The sequence below is a fragment of the Sandarakinorhabdus limnophila DSM 17366 genome, assembly GCF_000420765.1.
In the GTDB taxonomy this organism is placed as follows: Bacteria; Pseudomonadota; Alphaproteobacteria; order Sphingomonadales; family Sphingomonadaceae; genus Sandarakinorhabdus; species Sandarakinorhabdus limnophila.
Genome location: NZ_ATVO01000008.1, coordinates 1 through 20,406 on the forward strand (window position 1 = coordinate 1; position 20,406 = coordinate 20,406).

Genomic DNA, 20,406 nt, shown 5'->3' on the forward strand with positions numbered 1-20,406 from the left:
CTGCTCTTCCGTGAACCTCGTTCGCTTCATCGTCCGTCCTCTCCAAGGGCCGGACTCTAATCGATCGTGGAGGAAAATCAGGGGGTCAGGTCAGGACGGCCAGCGGCAGCTGCTCGGGTTCGTCTAACGCCGCTGCATCGCGCAATCGCGCATCGCATCCGCATCGCATCTGAGGCCAGCAAAACCGGGGGGTGGAGAATACTGCCCCCGCGGCCGTTCTGCGGCCTGCCAGAAAGGTCTTTAGTCCTGGGGGCCGAAAACTGGCCAGCGCAAGTGCCGGAAAAGGCGCGCGCTATCCCACGCAATCCCGGACAATCCCGGCCAATCCCGGGCTGCGGGGCTGGGTGGTGCCGCTTAGGTGACTCGAACACCTGACCCCCGCATTACGAATGCGGTGCTCTACCGGCTGAGCTAAAGCGGCATCTCGGTAAGGTGGGCGATTTATCAGCGAGCGGGTGGACTGGCAAGGGGCAAGGCGGCGGCAGTGCGAACGCCCTGAGTGGGGCGGCGGGCCAGGCTGGCTCAATACGGGGACGAACCGGCCGTTATCCGGGGCATGAACCCTGCAAACCCCGGCTACGTCATCCCGCTCCGCGCCTTGGGCATGCATGATGCAGGCGTTGATCGATCGGCCCTCGATCGGCCGGGGCCGCTGCGGGAAGACCAGGTGCCGCGCAGCGTCTTGGTGGAACGGCGTCTCACAAACCGGGCGCTGGCGGCCTGGCAGAGCGCGCACGACGATGGGATGGCACCAGCGCTGGCACCGTTCTTCGATCACAGCATCGTGGTGCGCGATCCGGCGGGCCGCGCCATCATCGAAAGCGTGGGCGGCCCGGTTTCGGCGCGTTTTGGCCTCATCGCCGGGGTAGCGCTGCTGCGCGATCCCGGCCTGTCTGAAGAACTGATGGCGGCCTGCGAACTGGTGGCGCTGCAACCGATGCCGATCCCGTTCGAAGCCAGCGTGAACGATCCGATGGGCGCACAGATGCTGGTGCGCGGCCTGGCGCTGCCGCTGCCCGAAGCCGGCGATCCGGCGGCGCTGGTGCAGATCGTGCTGAGTTGGCGCGAAGTGTTGTCGAAGAGCGCGGCGAAGCGCCTGCGCGCCGAACTGGCCAGCGCCTTTGCCCAGGTGCAGCGGTTGCCGCCGGTGGCCGATCCCTTCCCGCGGCGGCCCCGGTCCGGTGCGGCCCTTGATGTGTTCAATCGCACAAAGATTACAGAGTGAGCTTCGAATCACACTTTTCTTTCGCGACAGCGCGGCGCATAAGCTGCGGGAAAAATGTCGCGGGAGCGATCGAAGTGTCTGAAACGACCAAGCCCGGCACTGCTGCGGCCACTGCAAACACTACATTGGCACAGGCGCTGGCGGGGTGCCTGTTTGCCCGCGCCTTGCCCGGCGAAATCGAAGGCCTGGACGAGGCGGCACGTGCTGCCGTGGCCGGCTTCATGGCCGGTGCTGCCGCCCGGCGCGCGCCCGATCAGCCAGTGATCCACATCGATCCGCTGGCCGAGGATGGCGCCCGCCGCCTGCGCCTGGCCATCATCGGCGAAGATCGGCCGTTCCTGGTGGATTCCACCGCTGCCGCCGTCACTGCCGCTGGGGTGGACATCCACCGCCTGCTGCACCCGATCATCGATGTGCGCCGTGATGCGGACGGCACGCTGCTGGAGGTGATCGGACTGGGCAAGAATGGCGCCCCCCTGCCCGGCCACACCCGCGAATCCATGATCTACATGGAGATCGAGCAGGTTGGCCACAAGACGCGCGCCGCGCTGGAGGCCAGCCTGGCCCAGGTGCTGGCCGATGTGCGCGCCGCGGTGACCGATTGGCAGGCGATGCTGGCCCTGCTGCGCGAACGCATTCGCGCCCTTTCGGACAATCCGCCGCCGCTGGCCCCGCACCGCACCGCAGAAGCCATGGCCTTCCTCGAATGGCTGGCGGCCGACAACTTCACCCTGCTGGGCGCCCGCCATTACCGCCTTGAAGGCGATCTGGACGATCCGGCGATGGAGGTGACCAGCGATGTTGGTCTTGGTCTGCTCGCCGATCCGGATTACCCGGTGTGGAGCGGCACGCGCGGCCCGGCCGATACGCCGCGCGCCTTCAAGGCCCTGCTGGCCAGTCCGGAACCCCTGCTGATCACGCGCGCCGGTGCGGTGGTGAGCGTACACCGCCGGGTGAACGGCGATCTGGTTGCGGTGAAGGGCTTCGACCGCCAGGGCCGCGTGGTATCCGAAACGCGCTTCCTGGGGCTCTACACGTCCGCTGCACTCTCCACCTCGCCGCGCCAGGTGCCCTTGCTGCGCCGCAAGGTGGGCGAGATCATCGATGCGCTCGGCTTTGGCGAGGGCGGCCATTCGGCCAAGGCGTTGGTGCATGTGCTGGAAAGCTTCCCGCGCATGGAATTGTTCGAGGCCAGCCCCGATCAGCTGAAGGCGATGGCGCTGGGCCTGCTCTCGCTGCTCGACCGGCCGCGGCCGAAGCTGTTCGCCCGCGCCGATCCGTTCGGTCGCTTTGTCTCCGCGCTCGTTTATGTGCCGCGCGATCTCTACACCAGCCGCCTGCGCGAAGCCGCCGGCCAGATGCTGGCACAGGAATTGAAGGGCAGCATCGCGCGGTACGAGGTGGAACTGCGCGAAGAGGGCCTGGCGCGCGTGCACTATGTGGTGGATGTGGCCGAGGCTGCGAGCTTCACCGCCGATCAGGCCGCCGGGCTCGATCGCCGACTGCGCCAGTTGGTGCGCGGTTGGGAAGAAGATCTGGAAGCTGCCCTGGCTGAGCTGGTGACGCCGACCCGCGCGGCGCGACTGGCGCGCAGCCACGGCCGGGCTTTTTCCGCCAGCTATCGCGCCCAGCACCAGCCGGCCGAAGCCGCGGCCGACATCATGGCGCTCGCCACGCTGGAGGACGAGAATGACCGCGCTGTGCGTATCATGGCCGCCTCTAAACCCGGCCAGGTGCGCCTGAAACTGTATCGCCTCGGCCCGATCATTCCGCTTTCCGAAGCGGTGCCGGTGCTGGAGAATTTTGGCCTGAAGGTGATCGAGGAATATCCGTTCGATCTCGACGATGGCCGGCTGGGCCGCATCAACGATTTCATCTGTGAAGTGCCCGATCCGGCCATCCTTGCCGATCTGTCGTCGCTGGCGGTGCGGCTGGAGCCGGCGCTGGTCGCCGTGCTCCTGGGCACGCAGGAGAACGACGGCTTCAACGCGCTGATCCCAGGCTGCGGCCTTGAGGCACGTGATGCCTCGCTGCTGCGGGCGTGGTTCCGTTATCTGCGGCAAACCGGGGTCACCTACGGCGTGATGACGGCGGTGGATGCGCTGAAACGCTATCCCGATATCACGCGCGATCTGGTGGGGCTGTTCACGGCGCGCTTTGCGTTGAATGTCGCGAACCGCGCCATGGCGCAGGAAGAGGTGCTGGCCCGCATCGATGCCGGCCTGGCCGAAGTGTCCAGCATCGATGATGATCGCATCATCCGGCTCTATCGCGCGGCCATGCTTGCCACGCTGCGGACCAATTTCTTCGTGCCCGGCGGGCCGGAGGCGATGGCCTTCAAGATCGATTCCGCCGCCATGCCCGGATTGCCCCACCCAATCCCCTATCGCGAGATCTGGGTGTTCTCTCCGCGCGTGGAGGGCATCCACCTGCGCGGCGGCCCGATTGCGCGTGGCGGCCTGCGCTGGTCTGACCGGCGCGACGACTTCCGCACCGAAGTGCTGGGCCTGGTGAAGGCGCAGAAGGTAAAGAACACGGTGATCGTGCCGACCGGCGCCAAGGGCGGTTTCTATCCCAAACTGCTGCCGCCGGCATCGAACCGTGATGCGTGGCTGGCGGAAGGCACCGAGGCCTATCGCATCTATATCCGCGCGCTGCTGTCGATCACCGACAATCTGGATGTGGCCGGCACCGTCCTGCCGCCAGCCGGCGTGGTGTGCCATGATGCGCCCGATCCGTATCTGGTGGTCGCCGCCGACAAGGGCACCGCAACCTTTTCCGACACCGCCAATGGCATTGCCGAGAGCCAAGGCTTCTGGCTGGGCGATGCCTTCGCGTCGGGTGGCGGTAATGGCTATGACCACAAGGCGATGGCCATCACCGCCAAGGGTGCGTGGATCTCGGTGCAGCGGCATTTCCGCGAACTGGGTACCGACGTGCAGACCCAGACCATCCGCGTGGCCGGCGTGGGCGACATGTCGGGCGATGTGTTCGGCAACGGCCTGCTGCTGTCGCCCGCCGTGGCGCTGGTGGCGGCCTTTGACCATCGCCACATCTTCCTTGATCCCACGCCCAATATCCCGGCCGGCTTTGCAGAGCGCCAGCGCATGTTCGCGCTGCCGCGATCGAGCTGGGACGATTATGACAAGGCGCTGATTTCGGAAGGCGGCGGCGTGTTTGCGCGAAGCCTGAAATCCATCCCGCTTTCGCCCCAGGTGCAGGCCATGCTGGGCGTGAGCGTGGACGCAATGGCGCCCGGCGAATTGCTCAGCGCCATCCTGAAGATGCAGGTCGATCTGATCTGGTTCGGCGGCATCGGAACGTATGTGAAGGCGTCGACCGAAAGCAATGCCGACGCCGGGGACCGCGCCAATGATGCGATCCGGGTGGACGCACACGCGTTGAAGGCAAAGGCGATCGGCGAAGGTGCCAATTTGGGCCTCACCCAGGCCGCGCGCATCGAATTCGCGCGCACCGGCGGCCGCATCAACACCGATTTCATCGACAATTCGGCCGGGGTCGATTGCTCCGACCACGAAGTCAACATCAAGATCGCTCTGAACGGCGAGGTCGCCGCCGGCCGCCTGTCGCGGCCGGATCGCGATGCGCTGCTCAAGGTAATGACCGACGACGTTTCGGAACTGGTGCTGCGCGACAATCGCCTGCAAACCCAGGCCATCAGCCTGGCCGAAACCGGCGGTGCGGCCGCCGTGCCGGTGCTCCAGCGGCTGATCCAGACTCTGGAAGGCCGTGTTGGACTGGACCGCAAGGTTGAAGGCCTGCCCGGTGACGATGTGCTGGGCCAGCGTGCGCAGGCCGGCGAAGGCCTGACCAGGCCGGAACTCGCGGTGGTGATGGCCTATGCCAAGATGGCCGCCTATGACGTGCTGGTGACCAGCGCGGTGGTGGATGATCCGCTGCTGGAAGCTGATCTGATCGCCGCGTTCCCGGCTGCCATGCAGGGCACGCACCGCGATGCGATCCTGCATCACCGCCTGCGCCGCGAACTGGTGGCGACCAAGCTGACCAATGAACTGATCAACCGCGCCGGCCTTTCGGCGCCCTTCGAACTGGCCGAAGAACTGGGCGCCGGCATCGCCGATATCGCCCGCGCCTTTGTGGCGGCGCGGCAGCTGTTCGGCTTTGCCGGGCTGTGGCAGGCGATCGATACGGCGGCAGTGCCGGCCACGGCGGCCAATGCGCTGCACCGCGCTGCGCAGGGCGTGCTGCGTGCCCAGATGGCCGATCTGGTGCGGCTGGGCGGCGGCCGCAGCGCCTCCGCACTGGTTGCCGCGATCGCACCGGGCCTGAAGGCGCTGGGCAACAGCATCGAACAACTGGTCAAGGCCGAAGTGCGCGGCCAGCTCGACCGTTCGGCGGCTGAACTGGCCAGCGCCGGCGCCCCGGCCGATCTGGCGCGCAGCATCGTGCATGTCGAAGCGCTTGATGGCGCGGTGGGCGTTGCGCTGCTGGCGGCCGAACGCCGGCTTGATGTGGCGGCCACGGCCCGGGCCTATACAATGCTGGGCGAAACCGCCGGGCTGGATTGGGCGCGCGGCGCGGCGGCGGCGCTGAACCCGGCCGATCCGTGGGAACGGCTACTGACGGCGGCACTGGTGCGTGATTTCGAGCAGATCAGGCTTGATCTGCTGCGCCATATCGTGCCGGAGGGCAGCAACCCGGTGCAGGTGCTGGCGCTGTGGCTGGAAGCCCATGCGGCGCGGGTGGCGCGCATCGCGGCCTCCATCACCCGGGCGCGCGACAGCGGCATGGTGAGCGCGGCGATGCTGGCGCATATTGCGGGGCAGGCGCGCGCGGCCTTGACGTGACAAGCGGTCGGGGAAGCGTTCGCCCCCTTGTTGCAAACGGCCTCGCCTGCTAGCGGCAGCGACATGTCTGTGGATAGCCAAACCGTACGCAAGATCGCGCGCCTGGCGCGGATCGCCGTCACCGATGATGAGGTGCCCGGCCTTGTCGAGCAACTCAACGGTATCCTTGGCTGGGTGGAACAGTTGGGCGAGGTCGATACCAAGGGGGTCGAACCGATGGCCAGCGTCATGCCCGGTAACATGCGCTGGCGCGAAGACGTGGTGACCGACGGCGGCATCCAGGACAAGGTGCTGGCCAACGCACCCGATGCGGCCAGCGGCTTCTTTGCTGTGCCCAAGGTGATCGAATGAGCGCGCTGACCGATCTTTCGCTGGCCGAGATGAAGGCGGGGCTGGACGCCAGGCAGTTCAGCGCGGTTGAACTGGCGCAGGCGCATCTCGATGCGATGGCAGCCAATCGGCATCTGAACGCGTTCATTGTCGAAACGCCGGAACTGGCGCTGACGCAGGCCAAGGCCGTTGACGACGGCACACGTAGCGGCCCACTGGCCGGCATTCCGCTGGGCATCAAGGATCTGTTTGCCGTTGAAGGCGTGCAGACCACGGCGGGCTCAAACATCCTCAAGGGTTTCGTGCCGCGCTATGAATCGAGCGTGACGGCCAATCTGCTGCGCGATGGCGCCGTGTTCCTCGGCAAGCTCAATATGGATGAATTCGCCATGGGCTCGTCGAACGAGACCAGCGCCTTTGGACGCGTCATCAGCCCGTGGAAGGCCAAGGGCTCAGACGCTGAACTGGTGCCAGGCGGTTCGTCCGGCGGTTCGGCGGCAGCCGTTTCGGCGCGGCTGTGTGCCGGCGCCACCGGCACCGATACCGGCGGCTCGATCCGCCAGCCCGCCGCCTTCGTCGGCATCGCCGGCATCAAACCAACCTATGGCCGGGCTTCGCGTTGGGGCACGATCGCCTTTGCCTCCTCGCTCGATCAGGCCGGGCCGATGGCACGCACCGTCACCGACTGTGCGCTCATGCTCACCTCCATGTGCGGGTTCGATGCCAAGGATTCGACCAGCCTCGATATCCCGGTTCCGGATTACGCTGCCGGCCTGACGGGCGGCATGAAGGGCAAGCGCGTCGGCATCCCGGCCGAATATCGGCTCGACGGCATGGATCCCGAAATCGCCGCGCTTTGGGATCAGGGTATTGCCTTGCTGAAAGCCGAGGGCGCCGAGATCGTCTCGGTCTCGCTGCCGCACACGAAATACGCCCTGCCCACTTATTATATCGTCGCCCCGGCCGAAGCCTCGTCCAACCTCGCCCGCTATGACGGCGTGCGTTACGGCAACCGCGTCACGCCTGCGGGCGGCAACGTGCACGACATGTATGCCGCCACCCGCGCCGCCGGCTTCGGCAAGGAAGTGAAGCGCCGCATCATGATCGGCACCTATGTGCTGTCGGCCGGCTTTTACGACGCCTATTACACTCAGGCGCAAAAGGTGCGGGCCCTGATAGCGCGCGATTTTGAAGCAGCCTTTGAAAAGTGTGACGTGCTGCTCACGCCAACGGCGCCCAGCCCGGCGTTCGCGTTTGGTGCCAAGGCCGATCCGCTGGCCATGTATCTGAACGATGTCTTCACCGTACCGGCCAGCCTTGCCGGCCTGCCGGCGATGAGCGTGCCGGCGGGGCTGTCCGCCTCCGGGCTGCCGCTGGGCCTGCAGATCATCGGTCGCCCGCTTGACGAGATGGGCGTGCTCGATGCCGGACTTGCCATCGAACGGGCGGCGGGCTTCAGCACCCGCCCGTGATCGCGGCCTGATGAAAGCAGTCGCTCCCAAAGAAAAACTGGCAACGCGCGCAGGGCTGGCGCAGTTCCTGCGTTTCGGCTTGGTGGGCGTCGCCACTGATACGCCAAGCTGCGGGCTTGCAAAGCCAGACGACGCTGGCCATAGCGACAGACATGTCTGAAGCCCCAAACTACATCGTTAAGGGCGCCACCGGCGATTGGGAAATCGTGGTTGGCCTCGAAGTTCATGCTCAGGTGACGGCCAAAGCCAAACTGTTTTCAGGCGCCAGCACCGAATTTGGTGCCGAACCCAATGCGCAGGTGAGCCTGGTCGATGCCGCGATGCCGGGCATGCTGCCGGTAATCAACGGCGAATGCGTGCGCCAGGCGGTGCGGACGGGCCTCGCCATCGATGCACAGATCAACAAATGGTCGCGCTTTGATCGCAAGAATTATTTCTACCCCGATCTGCCGCAGGGTTACCAGATCAGCCAGCTCTATCACCCGATCGTGGGCGAAGGCCATCTGGACATCGAACTGGACGATGGCACTAAGAAGCGCATCGGTATCGAGCGCATTCATCTGGAGCAGGACGCCGGCAAATCGGTCCATGATCTGCATCCGTCGATGTCCTATGTTGATCTCAACCGCTGCGGGTGCGCGCTGATGGAGATCGTGTCGCGGCCCGATATTCGCTCGCCAGCCGAAGCCGGCGCCTATGTGGCCGGCTTGCGCCAGTTGCTGCGCTATGTCGGCAGTTGCGATGGCAATATGGACGAAGGCTCCATGCGGGCCGATGTGAACGTATCGGTGCGCAAGGCCGGCCAGCCCTTTGGCACCCGCACCGAAACCAAGAACGTGAACAGCGTGCGCTTCATCATGCAGGCGGTGGAACATGAAGCCCGTCGCCAGGTTGATCTGATTGAAAGCGGCGGCACGGTAATACAGGAAACCCGCCTGTTCGATCCCGGCAGCAGCACCACCCGAGCGATGCGCGGCAAGGAAGACGCGCATGATTATCGCTATTTCCCCGATCCCGATCTGTTGCCGCTGGTGTTCGATGATGCATTCATCGCGCAGTGCCGCGGGAGCCTGCCGGAACTGCCGGCCGCCAAGCGCGCCCGTTATGAATCCACGCTGGGCCTGTCGCCGTATCTGGCTGCCGTGCTGTCGGCCGAGAAGGAAACGGCGGACTGGTTCGAAACCGCGCTAGCCGCCACGGCTGCGAAAGTCGGCCAGCCGGTCACAGAGGTGGCGCTGCGTGTTGCCAATTTCATTTCGAGCGATCTGTTCGGCGCGCTAAAGAAGTTGGGCAAGGAAATCGGCGACAGTCCGGTGTCCCCGGATGCGCTGGCCGAACTGCTGGCGCTGGCCGCCGATGGCACCTTGTCGGGCCCGCTGGTGAAGCAGGTGTTCGAAGCCATGCTGGAAACCGGCGAAGGCGCTGCCAGCATCGTTGAGCAGCGCGGGCTGAAGCAGGTTTCCGACACCGGCGCCATCGATGCCGCCATCCAGACCGTGATGGACGCCAACCCCAACAAGGTTGCCGAATATCGCAGCGGCAAGGACAAATTGTTCGGCTTCTTCGTCGGTCAGGTCATGCGCGCCATGGCCGGCAAGGCGGCACCGGGCGTGGTCAACGATCGGTTGAAGGCGCTGCTGGAAGTCTGATTCGAGGGCGGCGACGTACGGTGCAGCACCGAGGCCCAATCCGGCCCAACGGTTCAACTGGTCGCCGCAAGGGCGCAGTTCGTCGCTGATTGCTTGACGAAAGGTGAACAGCCGCCGTATCCGCCGGCCTCAAGAAGGCAGGATTGCGCTGGCGTTGGCGGCACATCCTGCAGGTCGTGTCTGTCGCGTTGGTGGCTTGTGTTTTTCGCTGCCAACTGCCGCAGGGGCGCATATTCGGCAATGAATGTGAAATTCACTCCGCGTCTTCAGATGCAGGCTGCTGCCGCAGCCGTGTTGCTGGCTTCGGGCCTAGCCTTGGGCCATGTCGCAGCCCAGACTCCGGAATCACAGGCTGCTGCTCATCCTGTTGCCCCCGACCAGACGGCGCTGGTGGCCGCTGAACCGGAACAGCCCAAATTGAATGAGCGCCACGTCAATTGCGTGGCCAAGGTTGTCCACCACGAGGCTGGCAACCAGCCGCGCGAAGGCAAGATCGCCGTCGCCCATGTGCTGTTGAACCGGGTGAAGAAGGGCTTTGGCGACAATGTCTGCGCCGTGGCCAAGCAGCCCGGCCAATTCTTCCGCATTGATCGCTATCACCCTGATCGCAAGAGTGACGGCTGGGCCGAAGCGGTGGACGTGGCCCGCGACGTGCTGGCCGGCGAAGCCCGCGACATATCGAGGGGCGCGCTTTATTTCCACGCCAACTGGGCCAGGCCCAACGGCTTTTTCCGCAGCCGCACCAAGGTGGCGCGGCTCGACGATCACGATTTCTATCGCTGATCCTGATTGCCGCTGGCCTGATCGGGCCAGCGCGCGGCTTTCACCCGATCCCACTGCTGTTTCAGCGCCGCACGCGGTCCATCAAGTCCGTGCGTGGCTGCCTGATCTGCGAGGCCGTGGGCGACAGCACTGATGCGCGCCGTGCGGGCGTCCGGTTCTAGCCCGTCGGCCCAGGCACCAAGCGCGTGGGCGTTGAGCATGGCCAGCATGAAGACAGCGATGCCCACGGCCACCGCCATCTGCGCGAGGCCGGACAAGCCCTGATCATCCGCCTCGACATCCACCGGTGAGTCAAACTGGTCGGCCATGCTCACCTTTCAGAACTGATAATAAATGAAGGCGGCGACGCCTTCGAATCGCATCGCGTCGGTGAGCAAGATCGCCAGTCCGACGGCCAGCCCCAGCACCGGCGCCGGCCATGCCGCCACGCGCCGGCCCAGTGCAGGCAGCAGGGTGGGCGGCGTGAAATGAATGGCCAGGCCGAACGCAATCAGGCCGCACAGCAGCGGGCTGGCCAACGTCAGGCCAGGGCGGAAGGCCCAAAGCTGGCTGAAATAAGCCAGCGCGCCTTCCAGCGTGTCGGCGCGGAAGAAGATCCAGCCCGCCACCACGATGTGGAAGATGATCAGGATGGCGATGGGCTTGGGCAGCGCGGGAAAGCCTTCCGGCCGCCATTCGCGCCACAGCCGCTCGATCGCCAGCACGCCGCCGTGCAGCGCGCCCCAGATCAGGAAGGTCCATTTGGCACCGTGCCAGAAACCGCCCAGCAGCATGGTGATCATCAGGTTGCGGCAGATGAACCAAACGCCGCCACGGTTGCCACCCAGGCTGATGTAGAGATAGTCGCGCAGCCAGCTCGACAGCGAGATATGCCAGCGCCGCCAGAAATCCTGCAGCGAGGTGGCCCTGTATGGCTGATCGAAATTGCGCGGGAAGCGATAGCCGAGCAGCGCCGCCAGCCCCACCGCCATATCGGAATAGGCCGAAAAATCGCAGTAGATCTGAACGGCATAGCCATAGGCACCCAGCGCGAGATCAAGGCCGGTTTGCGCCGAAGGATCGAAGAAGGTCTTGTCCACCAGGCCCGTGGCGAGCTCGCTGGCCACAACCGTCTTCTTGAACAGCCCCCAGCAGATCAGCATCAGCGCAGTCGCCACCATGCCGCGTGTCAGCCTTGGCACCGCCTTGAATTGCGGCACCAGATGGCTGGCGCGCACGATCGGCCCGGCCACGAGGTGGGGGAAAAAGCTCATCAGCAGCGTGATGTCGAGGAAGCTGGCCGGGGCTGTCTGGCGGCGGGCGATATCGATCAGGTAGCTCATGCCCTGGAAGGTGAAGAAGCTGATGCCAACCGGCAGGATGATTTCCAGCACCGGCAGATCGCGGCCCCAGCCGGCGCGGGCAAGGATGGGGGCCAACTGTTCAAGGAAGAAGCCGAAATATTTGAAGAACCCCAATATGGCGAGATTGGCCGCCACGCCGATGCCCAGCCAGGGCTGAGCGCTGCGGCCATCATCCAGCCGGCGCTGAATGGCCTGCGCACAGCCCCAGTTGATCGCCGCCGACGCGATCAGCAGCGCCACGAAGCGCCAATCCCAGAAGCCATAGAACACCCAGCTGGCCAGCAGCAGGATGATCTTGCGCCATTCGTTCGACGCCAGCCCCACCGTCCAGACGAGCAGCAGCACAGGCAGGAAGAACAAGCCAAAATCCAGCGTGGGGAACAGCATCAGTGCAGCCCGCCCACCCGTGCCGCATCCAGATCGGCCAACAACAGCCGGGCCACTTCCACGCCGCCCGCCGCGGAATAATGGATGAAATCCGGGCCCATCAGCCCGGCCTGCATCCAGCGCACCGCCGAACAGGCCCCGCCCTGCCGTGCCCGCCAATCCCAGAAGGCGATGCCCAGATCGGCCGCCACCCGGCGCTGCACGGCGCTGGCCGCGGCCAGCGCCGGCGGGTTGAACAGCGGCAGCCCGCGCCGCACGGCACGCGGCATCGGGCCGGACAGCGTCACCGGATCGGGCGCCAGCGTACCGCCTTCATCATTCCACAACGGGATGTCGATACCGTCCACCGGCAGGCGATCGGGGGTAGCCTGAATGGCACTGTTGCAATCAGTAGCACCGCCGGGCGCGCCGCCCACCACATTGTCCCTCAATTCACGGTTGCGGCTGGCGGCATCGGGCGGACCAAGCAGCAGGATCGGCACCGGCCCAGCCAGCCGGCGGATGCGCGCCACCTGTTCGCGAATCTGGCTTTCCAAGCGCGTGGAGTCGAAAAAGGGCGCAAAGCCTTCGTTGGTGCCAAAGGCCAGGATCACCAGATCGGCCGGCAGCGCCTGAAACTGCGCGGCGATGGTCGCCTCATCGGCGCGCCCAAGGAATTGCAGCTGCGATCCCGGCACTCCCAGATTGGAGACGACGACACCGCTTGGCCGTTCCAGCCACCAGCCGGTGATGATCGCCTCGCCAGCGACCAGTTCCAGCCGCGCGCTGTCGGTGGCGGCGCCCGGCACGATGCGGCGGCACTGCGGGCCTTCGCCAGCAAAGGCCAGTTCCTGTGTGTCGGTGCCAAGGGTGAGATTGAGGCGCGGGCCATCAGGGCTGGCCATCACACACAGGCCAAAGGCGGTAAAACTGGCGTCGGCGGTGAGCGCCAGCGCCGACCCCGGCGCGCTGCTGCTGACCGTATAACCCGTGATACCGCGCGGCGGCCAGGGTTCTGCAGCCCCGCTGCCGAACAGGCCGCGTACGCTCCACGGCCCGGACGTGGAGACGCTCACCCCGCGCAGGCGCACCCCGGCATGCGGGCGCCCGGCCGGCATCAGGCCGCGCCCGCCATTGCCCAGCCGCGCCTGCAATGCGTCGCGCAGGGCGCCGGTGATGGCATCGCCCGCCGTGTGCGAATCGCCGATCTGCACGATATGCACGGGGCGATCCGTGGGCATCTGTGCCGCGCTGAGCGGCACGCCCGCCAGATGCTCGGCCCCGCACAGCGCCGCCAGGCACGGCGCAGCGGCAAGCGCCAGCGATGCAAGCAACGCCGGCATCAGGGCCGGGGCGGTTCGGCTGGCGGCGGCGGCGTCTGCTCTGGCGGCGCCGCGGGTTGCGGCGGCAGCAGTTGCATCGGCGCTGAATCGGTGTCCGGAACAGGCGCGGCGGTGTCCGGCGCCGGGCTGGGCGCTGGCGGCGTGCTGACATCGGCTCGCGGTTCGCTGCCGGCGGTGTCCGGCGCGGGTTCAGGCGCCGTCACGGGCACATTTGCGGCCGGCGGCGGCACCAGATCTGCCGTTACCGGCTTGCCGGCGCGGGCGGTCTGCCCCCAGGCGCGCAGGCGCGTGGCCAGTGAATCGGTCAGCAGGCGATAGCCCTTCATGCTCATGTGAATGCCATCGCCGGCACGCACGAGCCACGGCACGCCATCCTTGCCCGGCAGGTGCGAGGCATAGCGGCCCTCGCCATCAACGGCGGCGGCGCGGGTATCGATGAACGGCACACCCAGATCGGCCATCAGCGCCGCGTAAAACGCATTCAGCCCCTGCACCTGGGCATCATATTTCGGATCGCGCATCACCGGCAGGCCCACCCATACCACGCTGGCGCCCTGGGCCTGCAGCGCCTTCACATAACGGGTGATGCGCGTCGCGATTTCCGCCTTCCAGCGCGCCGACAACAGGGGTGCCACCTTGCCATTCACATAAATGCCTTGGGTGTCGTTGGCGCCGAAACTGATCACCGCCACATCCACCGGCCCTTCGGCCAGGATGCCGGCCAGCCGATCTTCCAGATTGTTCTGGGCGTAACGGGTGAAGCCGGTGGCCTGTTCGGAATGGCGCAGCACCTGAAAGGCTTCGCGGCGCGGCAACTGGTTATAGAGCGCCGCCCACAGGCCATCACCGAAACTGTCGCCAAACACGCCGATGCGGAACGCGCGCTTTTCAGCAACGGCGCGGGCCAGGCCAGCCGGCACGTCGGCCGCTGCCGCCACGGCTTGCGGCAGACCATCGACGTCCACCGCCTGCGCCGGAGCGGCGGCCGCCACCGTTACCGGCGGCCCTTCTGCTATCCAGGCGCTCAGTTGCGGCGCAAAGGCCAGGCCAATGGCAACGCCGGCCGCCACGCCGCAAAACAGCACGGCGGTGCGATCGATCAGCAGGAGAGCCGGATTGGGAGCGGTAGGATCGGACATGATGTGCGCCGGTCTTCACCACGGCCGGCGCGGAGTGGCAAGAGGGTCAGCCGCCGGTGAGCGGCGAAGAGCGACCAAGACGCGCCAACCGCACCTTCAACAGCGCCATGCCCACCACCGTGAGCGGCACCGCCAGCACCACGCCCAACGGGCCCATCAGCGTGCCGGCCGCAATCAGGCTGAAGATGGTGAGCACCGGCGGCAGATCGCCAAAGGTGCTTTGCGCGATCGGCATCACCACATTGCCCTGCAACTGCTGCACCACCACCAGCGCGATGATGGTGAAGATGCCGGTATCCGCCCCCTGGCCAAAACCCAGGATCACCGTGGGCACCGCCACCAGAATGACACCCAGATAGGGCACGAATTCGCACAACCCGGCCACCAGCCCGATCGCCAGCGGCGACGGCAGGCCCACCAGCCACAGGCCCAGCGAGGTGCCCACCGCCACAAACGCCATGCCAATGGCCTGCACCTTCAGCCAGGCCGTGAGCGAAGCCCGCACCGCCGCCACGGTTTCACTGGCACGCACCCGCGATTCCGATGGCAGCAGGGCGATCAAGCCATCGATATGCAGCCGCGGTTGCGCCGCCAGATACAGCGCCGCGACCAGCACGACCGCAAAGCCGGTGATCGCTGATCCGATATTGGCCAGCGTCGCCTGCACGATGCCCACCACCTGTTCCATCTTGGGCGCATAATTGGTCAGCTGGGAAATGAGATCATCACCAATGGCATAACTGCGCACCCAGCTTTCCACTTGCGCCAGCGCCGCCGGGAAGCGTTCCGAAAGATGGATGAACTGTTCCACCATCATGGTGCCGAACAACCCGAAAATGGTGGCCAACGCGGCGAGCGGGATCAAGATCGCCGCCGCAATCGCCAGCGCGAACGGCAGCCGCAGCCGGCGCTGCAACAGCGCGGCAAAATCGCTGAGCATCAACCCCACCAGCGCGCTGGCAAACAACACCAGCAACAATTGCTGCAAATGCCAGGCCGCCAACGCCAGCCCGATGCCGGCCATCACCGCCAACGTGCGCCGGAACCAGCGGCCGCTGTCATCCGGGCTGGGGCCATGGCCGGGGATGTGATGGGGTTCAGTGGCGGGGGGCGTTGTCATGCCATGCCATCATGGCCGCGTGAGCGGCGGAAAGAAAGAGGGCCTCCGGCGGGCCGGGACGAGACGGTCCGGTTTCGGATGGTCAGGGTCGGAAAGCACCTCGTCGGCAGCCAACCCAACACACGCCAATCCGATTGGGTAAGTGAATTGACGCGGAACGGGTTGTCGCTCGGGAGCGCCTCGGCCTCGTCGGCCCGCCGGGCCTGCTGCACCGCCCGCTGCGCTTTCCGCAGGATCTCACCAACCTGCCGGTGTTGTTGCCAGCGAAAGGCCTCGATATCCGCACCGGGTTCGATCAGCTGCTGGATCAGGCCGGCATCCAGCCGATTATCCTGGCCGAAGTGGACGACATGGCGATGCTGCGCCTGCTCGCCCGCTCCTCTGACGCGCTCACCCTGGTGCCGCCGATCGTGGTGAAGGACGAACTCGCCGCCGGCACGCTGGTGGAGGTGTTCACCATCCCCGGCCTGACCGAGGAGTTTCACGCCATCACCCAGCGCCGGCGATTCCCCAATCCGCTGCTGAGGGAATTGCTAGAGGGTTAGAGCCCCATTTCCGCCGCAGCCGCCCTGATGCGCCCCTGCGCACCGGCATCCCCGGCAAAGGCCGCCAGTGCCTGATCGCGCGCCGTCTTTGCCGCCGGCACATCACCCAGCACCTGCCGGGCGCGCATCAGGCGCAGCCAGCCGGCTTCATCCTTCGGGTTGGCCTTCAGCTTTTCGGCAAGGCCATCAACCATTGAACGGATCATCGCCTGGCGATCCGACGGCTTCATCGCTTGCGCGGCCTGCACCTGTTCGCGGCTTGGGCTGGGCATCACGCCCGCCGGCGCTGCGGCATTGGCGGCGGCTGCGGCGGCCACGGGCGGAGGCAGGCCGGGCACGGCGGCGTTGCCCACCGGCTTGGTGGCGGCCAACCGCGCGGCAATGTCGATGCCGGCGGCCTGCGCCGTCTGCTGAACCACGGAACGCAACTGCGGCAGCCAGGGCGCATCCGCGGGCGAATCGGCGACCAGGCGCAACATGTCCTCGATGGCCCCCTTCCGGTCACCTTGTTCGGCCTTGCGCACGGCGAGGAAATAGCGGGCGCGCGCATCAGCACCATCCTGCGCCGCGGCCTTTTCGAAGGCAGCGGCAGCGGCGGGCGTGATCTGGCCGCCGGCTTCCTGCACCAACGCCTCGCCATAGGCTGATTGATAGCCTTCGCCATCGGGCTTCAACGCGATCGCACGGGCATAGGCCTTGGCAGCATCGCTGTAACGAGCGGTCTGGAAATAGCTCCAGCCCAGCATGCGCCAGCCTTCCGGATCGTTGGGGTTGGCCTGCATCTTCTGTTCAAGGCCGGTGACCAGCTGGTTCACCTCGCCCTGCGCGGCGGCATCGGGCACCGGGCCAGCAGCCGGAGCGGCTGCGGGCGCGCCAGCCGGAGCAGCAGCACCCGCCAGTTCGGGCTGGCCCATGCTGACATAAAGCGCGGCGCCGGCCACGGCGACCATGGCCGCCAGGCCCAGCGCCAGGCCGGAAAGCGCCTTCTGGCCCATGGTGCGATCAAGTTCGGCCGGGATATGGCCGGCGGCCAGCAGGCGACGGCGAATCTCGTTGCGCAGCCCTTCGGCTTCGCCGGGCTGGATGCTGCCAGTGGCCAGTTGCACATCGACATCGGCCAACTGATCCTTCAGCACGGCGATGGTGGCGGCACGGGCGTCAACCCTTGCTTCGTGGCGGCGCACCAGCGGAATGGTGAGCCAGGCCGCGGCCAGGGCCGTGAGCGCAGTGAGGATAATCCAGAGTGTCATGTTGGTCTCAGTCTTGGGGGCCCGCCAGCCGGTCAAGCTCGGCGCGTTCAGCCTCGGTGAGCGGGGTGGCATCAGGCGTTGCAACGGGCTTGCGCCGTTGCCAGAAAATCAGGCCGGCGCCGCCCAGCAACAGGATCGCGAACGGCCCCAGCCACAGCAGCAGCGTGTCGCCTTCCATCGGCGGTTTCAGCAGCACGAAATTGCCGTACCGCGCCACGACATAGTCGCGCACTTCGGCATCGCTGCTGCCCCTGGCGATCTGTTCGCGCACCAGTACCCGCAGATCGCGGGCAAGCGGCGCATCGCTGTCGTCGATGGACTGGTTCTGGCAGACAACGCAGCGCAAATCCTTGGAAATGGCGCGGGCGCGGGCTTCCTGCGCTGCATCAGGCAGCATTTCATCGGGCAGCACGGCAGCCGCCGGGGTGGCCAGCATCAGCGCCAGGGCAAGCAACGCGCGCTTCATGCTTCGGCTCGCAATTTCTGCATCAGCGGCCTGATCTGGCCTTCCCACACTTCCGGGCTGATCGGGCCGATCTGCTTGAAGCGGACCCGGCCCTTCTTGTCGACCACGAACGTCTCCGGCGCACCGGTCACGCCCAGATCAATGGCGGTGCGACCGGGGAAATCACTGCCCATGCCGGAATAGGGATCGCCGTAGCGCGCGAGGAAAGCGCGGCTGTCTTCCGGCTTGTCCTTCCAGGCGATGCCATAAACGGGGAAGCCTTCGGCGGCAATGCGTTCCAGCACGGGGTGTTCCTGCGGGCAGGCGGCGCACCAGCTTGCCCACACGTTGAGCAGCCGCGGTTCGCCCTTGAAGCTGGCGCTGGCCAGGCCCGGACCACCGCCCGGTGCATCGGTGATGCCGGGCAGTACGAATTCGGGCAACGGCCGGTCGATCAACTGGCTCGGCAGTTCCTTGGGGTCCTGCGTCAGGCCAAAGCCCAGAAAGGCGGCAAGCCCGGCAAAGGCGATGACCGGCAGGATGAACAACACACGCTTCATGATGGGCCGCTTATTCCGCCGGAACCAGAGTGGGCGCAAGGGGTGACCGCACCTGCGGCGCGCCGATGCGGAAGCGGCGATCGGCCAGGCTGGCCGCGCCGCCCATCGCCATGAGGAGCCCGCCAAACCAGATCCAGCCCACGAGGGGATGCCAGTAGATGCGCACCACCAGCCCCTGCCCGCGTGCATCCTGCTGCACATCGCCGATGGCGACATATTGATTGCCCAGCGGCGACACGCCGATGCCGGCTTCCGTCGTCTGGCTGCCCGAAACGGTGTAAATCCGGCGTTCGGATACCAGCGCGTGTTCGTTGCCGTTCTGGCTGACCGTGAAGCGGGCGCGCAGGGCACGATAATTGGCGCCGTCCACTTCCTCGGCGCCCAGCATGGTGACGCTCACCGGTCCGGCTGCGGCCGTTTCACCGGGGCGCATCACCAGGATCTTTTCAGCGGCAAAACTCGTCATCGTCGCGATACCGGCAGTGGTGAAACCCAGACCAGCGTGGGCCAATACAAGCCCGACGGTCGCCGCCGGCGTGGTGCGCACCAGCCGCCACGAAAAGCCGCCCGCGCCCCACCAGCGCCGCACCAGCACGAGCACAGCGCCCAGCACCAGCCAGCCGCCGAGCGCGAGACCTAACGCGGCCACGACCTGCGCCGCGCCCAGCCATAGAGTCAGCCCGGCAAGCAGCGCCGCGATCACGGCCACCGGCACCAGCAGTTTCTTGCCCAGCACCGCCAGATCATCGCGCTTCCATGACAGCATCGGCCCGATGGTGACGAGGATGAGCAGCGGCGCCACCAGCGGCACGAAGACGAGGTTGTAATAGGGCGGGCCGACCGAAATCTTGTTGGTGGGCGACACGGCTTCCATAATCACCGGATAGAAGGTGCCGAGGAACACCACCGCGGTGAGCGCCATCAGCAGCAGATTGTTGAAGGTGAGCCCCGATTCACGGCTGATGCTGCCAAACAGGGCGCCGGAACGCAGCATCGGCGCGCGGGCGGCAAACAGCGCCAGTGCCGTGCCGGTGGCGCCGATGATCATGGCGAGGATGAACACGCCGCGTTCCGGATCGACCGCAAAGGCATGCACCGAAGTGAGAATGCCGGAGCGGACAAGGAAGGTGCCGATCAGCGACAGCGAGAAGGCGAGAATGGCGAGCAGGATTGTCCAACCGGCGAGGCTGCCGCGCTTTTCGGTGACGATGGCCGAATGCAGCAGCGCCGTGCCGATCAGCCATGGCATGAAGCTGGCATTTTCCACCGGATCCCAGAACCACCAGCCGCCCCAGCCCAGTTCGTAATAGGCCCAGAAACTGCCCAGCGTGATGCCGCATGTAAGCGGCACCCAGGCCGCCAGCACCCACGGCCGCATCCAGCGCGCCCACGCCGGATCGGCACGGCCTTCCAGCAAGGCAGCGACGGCAAAGCTGAAGGTGACGGAAAAGCCGACATATCCCAGGTACAGCAGCGGCGGGTGGAAGACGAGGCCGGGATCCTGGAGCAACGGGTTCAATTCCGCGCCGTCGAGCGGCACCGGGAACAGGCGCTCAAACGGGTTGGACGTGAACAACGCAAAGGCAAGGAAGGCAACGCTGATCATCGCCTGCACCGAAAGGATGCGCGCCTGCAGCGTGACGCGCAGATTGTCGCCAAAGCGCGCGATGCCAGCACCATAGATCGACAGCACCAGCACCCACAGCAGCATGGAGCCTTCGTGATTGCCCCACGTCGCCGCCAGCCGGTAGGGCAGCGGTTGCGACAGGGCGCTGTGATTGGCGACCAGCTTGACCGAGAAATCGGCCTGGCCGAACAGCGTCATCAGGCAGCCAAAGCTGATGGCGATCAGCAAAGCCTGCAAGGCCGCCGCGCTGCGCCCGAACGCCATCAGCGCCGCATCCCCGCGGATCGCGCCCAGCATCGGCAGCACCGCTTGCGCAACCGCCACCAGCAAGGTGAGGATCAGGGCGAAATGGCCGATTTCGGCAAGCATCTGCGGGTGGT

Annotated in this window: 16 protein-coding genes and 1 tRNA gene; 7 read left to right on the forward strand and 10 right to left on the reverse strand. The window is 66.2% G+C overall.

The window, feature by feature from the left end:
* Positions 1–345 precede the first annotated feature (345 nt).
* Positions 346–421, reverse strand: a tRNA-Thr gene (locus G566_RS0110575).
* A gap of 135 nt (positions 422–556) precedes the next feature.
* Between G566_RS0110575 and G566_RS0110580 the strand changes: the two genes are divergently transcribed.
* From G566_RS0110580 to G566_RS14185, 6 genes are all read left to right on the forward strand, one after another.
* The gene (locus G566_RS0110580) at positions 557–1,225 is read left to right on the forward strand and encodes a hypothetical protein (RefSeq protein ID WP_022680642.1); all 669 of its coding nucleotides are present in this window, start codon (positions 557–559) and stop codon (positions 1,223–1,225) included.
* Between the two features lie 74 nt (positions 1,226–1,299).
* Entirely contained in the window at positions 1,300–6,054 is a 4,755-nt protein-coding gene (locus tag G566_RS0110585) for an NAD-glutamate dehydrogenase (protein ID WP_051136033.1), read from the forward strand.
* A 63-nt stretch (positions 6,055–6,117) separates the two neighbouring features.
* A complete protein-coding gene (gene gatC, locus G566_RS0110590) occupies positions 6,118–6,405 on the forward strand; it encodes an Asp-tRNA(Asn)/Glu-tRNA(Gln) amidotransferase subunit GatC (protein ID WP_022680644.1) in 288 nt (95 codons plus the stop codon).
* Positions 6,402–7,856, forward strand: a complete 1,455-nt coding sequence (gatA, locus tag G566_RS0110595; RefSeq protein ID WP_022680645.1) for an Asp-tRNA(Asn)/Glu-tRNA(Gln) amidotransferase subunit GatA — start codon at positions 6,402–6,404, stop codon at positions 7,854–7,856. The genes gatC and gatA overlap by 4 nt, the downstream gene beginning before the upstream one ends.
* Before the next feature lie 152 nt (positions 7,857–8,008).
* Entirely contained in the window at positions 8,009–9,505 is a 1,497-nt protein-coding gene (gene gatB, locus G566_RS0110605; protein WP_022680647.1) for an Asp-tRNA(Asn)/Glu-tRNA(Gln) amidotransferase subunit GatB, read from the forward strand.
* 270 nt (positions 9,506–9,775) lie between these two features.
* The gene (locus tag G566_RS14185; RefSeq protein WP_169522851.1) at positions 9,776–10,288 is read left to right on the forward strand and encodes a cell wall hydrolase; all 513 of its coding nucleotides are present in this window, start codon (positions 9,776–9,778) and stop codon (positions 10,286–10,288) included.
* Here G566_RS14185 and G566_RS0110615 read toward each other — a convergent pair.
* Genes G566_RS0110615 through G566_RS14195 form a run of 5 tightly spaced genes read right to left on the reverse strand, consistent with a single transcriptional unit; the run spans position 10,279 to position 15,599 of the window.
* A complete protein-coding gene (locus G566_RS0110615) occupies positions 10,279–10,596 on the reverse strand; it encodes a hypothetical protein (protein WP_022680649.1) in 318 nt (105 codons plus the stop codon). The two genes, G566_RS14185 and G566_RS0110615, sit on opposite strands and share 10 nt — an antisense overlap.
* Positions 10,597–10,605: 9 nt before the next feature.
* Positions 10,606–12,018, reverse strand: a complete 1,413-nt coding sequence (locus tag G566_RS0110620) for an MBOAT family O-acyltransferase (RefSeq protein WP_022680650.1) — start codon at positions 12,016–12,018, stop codon at positions 10,606–10,608.
* Complete coding sequence (locus G566_RS0110625) at positions 12,018–13,340, reverse strand: GDSL-type esterase/lipase family protein (RefSeq protein ID WP_022680651.1); 1,323 nt, start codon at positions 13,338–13,340, stop codon at positions 12,018–12,020. Before G566_RS0110625 ends, G566_RS0110620 begins: the two co-directional genes overlap by 1 nt.
* Positions 13,340–14,479 (reverse strand): SGNH/GDSL hydrolase family protein, encoded by a 1,140-nt coding sequence (locus G566_RS14190; RefSeq protein ID WP_022680652.1) that lies wholly within the window; start codon positions 14,477–14,479, stop codon positions 13,340–13,342. The genes G566_RS0110625 and G566_RS14190 overlap by 1 nt, the downstream gene beginning before the upstream one ends.
* A gap of 46 nt (positions 14,480–14,525) precedes the next feature.
* Positions 14,526–15,599 carry an AI-2E family transporter gene (locus G566_RS14195; RefSeq protein ID WP_022680653.1) on the reverse strand — a complete coding sequence of 358 codons (1,074 nt, stop codon included), beginning with the start codon at positions 15,597–15,599 and terminating at the stop codon, positions 14,526–14,528.
* Between the two features lie 146 nt (positions 15,600–15,745).
* Between G566_RS14195 and G566_RS14200 the strand changes: the two genes are divergently transcribed.
* Positions 15,746–16,144: a substrate-binding domain-containing protein gene (locus G566_RS14200; RefSeq protein ID WP_084706857.1), complete on the forward strand. Its 399-nt coding sequence runs from the start codon at positions 15,746–15,748 to the stop codon at positions 16,142–16,144.
* On the opposite strand, the gene ccmI is transcribed toward G566_RS14200, so the two are convergent.
* Genes ccmI through G566_RS0110660 form a run of 4 tightly spaced genes read right to left on the reverse strand, consistent with a single transcriptional unit; the run spans position 16,141 to position 20,395 of the window.
* Complete coding sequence (ccmI, locus tag G566_RS0110645) at positions 16,141–17,394, reverse strand: c-type cytochrome biogenesis protein CcmI (protein ID WP_051136035.1); 1,254 nt, start codon at positions 17,392–17,394, stop codon at positions 16,141–16,143. The genes G566_RS14200 and ccmI overlap by 4 nt on opposite strands.
* Before the next feature lie 7 nt (positions 17,395–17,401).
* Entirely contained in the window at positions 17,402–17,860 is a 459-nt protein-coding gene (locus tag G566_RS0110650) for a cytochrome c-type biogenesis protein (RefSeq protein ID WP_022680655.1), read from the reverse strand.
* Positions 17,857–18,399, reverse strand: coding sequence for a DsbE family thiol:disulfide interchange protein (locus tag G566_RS0110655; RefSeq protein ID WP_022680656.1), 543 nt, complete (start codon positions 18,397–18,399; stop codon positions 17,857–17,859). Before G566_RS0110655 ends, G566_RS0110650 begins: the two co-directional genes overlap by 4 nt.
* A 10-nt stretch (positions 18,400–18,409) precedes the next feature.
* A complete protein-coding gene (locus G566_RS0110660; protein WP_022680657.1) occupies positions 18,410–20,395 on the reverse strand; it encodes a heme lyase CcmF/NrfE family subunit in 1,986 nt (661 codons plus the stop codon).
* Between the last annotated feature and the right edge of the window lie 11 nt (positions 20,396–20,406).

Excerpts from the sequence above, each read along its gene's own strand:
- G566_RS0110580 (WP_022680642.1), top strand. The coding sequence starts at position 557 with ATGAACCCTGCAAACCCCGGCTACGTCATCCCGCTCCGCGCCTTGGGC.
- gatC (WP_022680644.1), top strand. The coding sequence starts at position 6,118 with ATGTCTGTGGATAGCCAAACCGTACGCAAGATCGCGCGCCTGGCGCGG.
- gatA (WP_022680645.1), top strand. The coding sequence starts at position 6,402 with ATGAGCGCGCTGACCGATCTTTCGCTGGCCGAGATGAAGGCGGGGCTG.
- gatB (WP_022680647.1), top strand. The coding sequence starts at position 8,009 with ATGTCTGAAGCCCCAAACTACATCGTTAAGGGCGCCACCGGCGATTGG.
- G566_RS14185 (WP_169522851.1), top strand. The coding sequence starts at position 9,776 with ATGCAGGCTGCTGCCGCAGCCGTGTTGCTGGCTTCGGGCCTAGCCTTG.
- G566_RS0110615 (WP_022680649.1), bottom strand. The coding sequence starts at position 10,596 with ATGGCCGACCAGTTTGACTCACCGGTGGATGTCGAGGCGGATGATCAG.
- G566_RS0110620 (WP_022680650.1), bottom strand. The coding sequence starts at position 12,018 with ATGCTGTTCCCCACGCTGGATTTTGGCTTGTTCTTCCTGCCTGTGCTG.
- G566_RS0110625 (WP_022680651.1), bottom strand. The coding sequence starts at position 13,340 with ATGCCGGCGTTGCTTGCATCGCTGGCGCTTGCCGCTGCGCCGTGCCTG.
- G566_RS14190 (WP_022680652.1), bottom strand. The coding sequence starts at position 14,479 with ATGTCCGATCCTACCGCTCCCAATCCGGCTCTCCTGCTGATCGATCGC.
- G566_RS14195 (WP_022680653.1), bottom strand. The coding sequence starts at position 15,599 with ATGACAACGCCCCCCGCCACTGAACCCCATCACATCCCCGGCCATGGC.
- ccmI (WP_051136035.1), bottom strand. The coding sequence starts at position 17,394 with ATGACACTCTGGATTATCCTCACTGCGCTCACGGCCCTGGCCGCGGCC.
- G566_RS0110650 (WP_022680655.1), bottom strand. The coding sequence starts at position 17,860 with ATGAAGCGCGCGTTGCTTGCCCTGGCGCTGATGCTGGCCACCCCGGCG.
- G566_RS0110655 (WP_022680656.1), bottom strand. The coding sequence starts at position 18,399 with ATGAAGCGTGTGTTGTTCATCCTGCCGGTCATCGCCTTTGCCGGGCTT.
- G566_RS0110660 (WP_022680657.1), bottom strand. The coding sequence starts at position 20,395 with ATGCTTGCCGAAATCGGCCATTTCGCCCTGATCCTCACCTTGCTGGTG.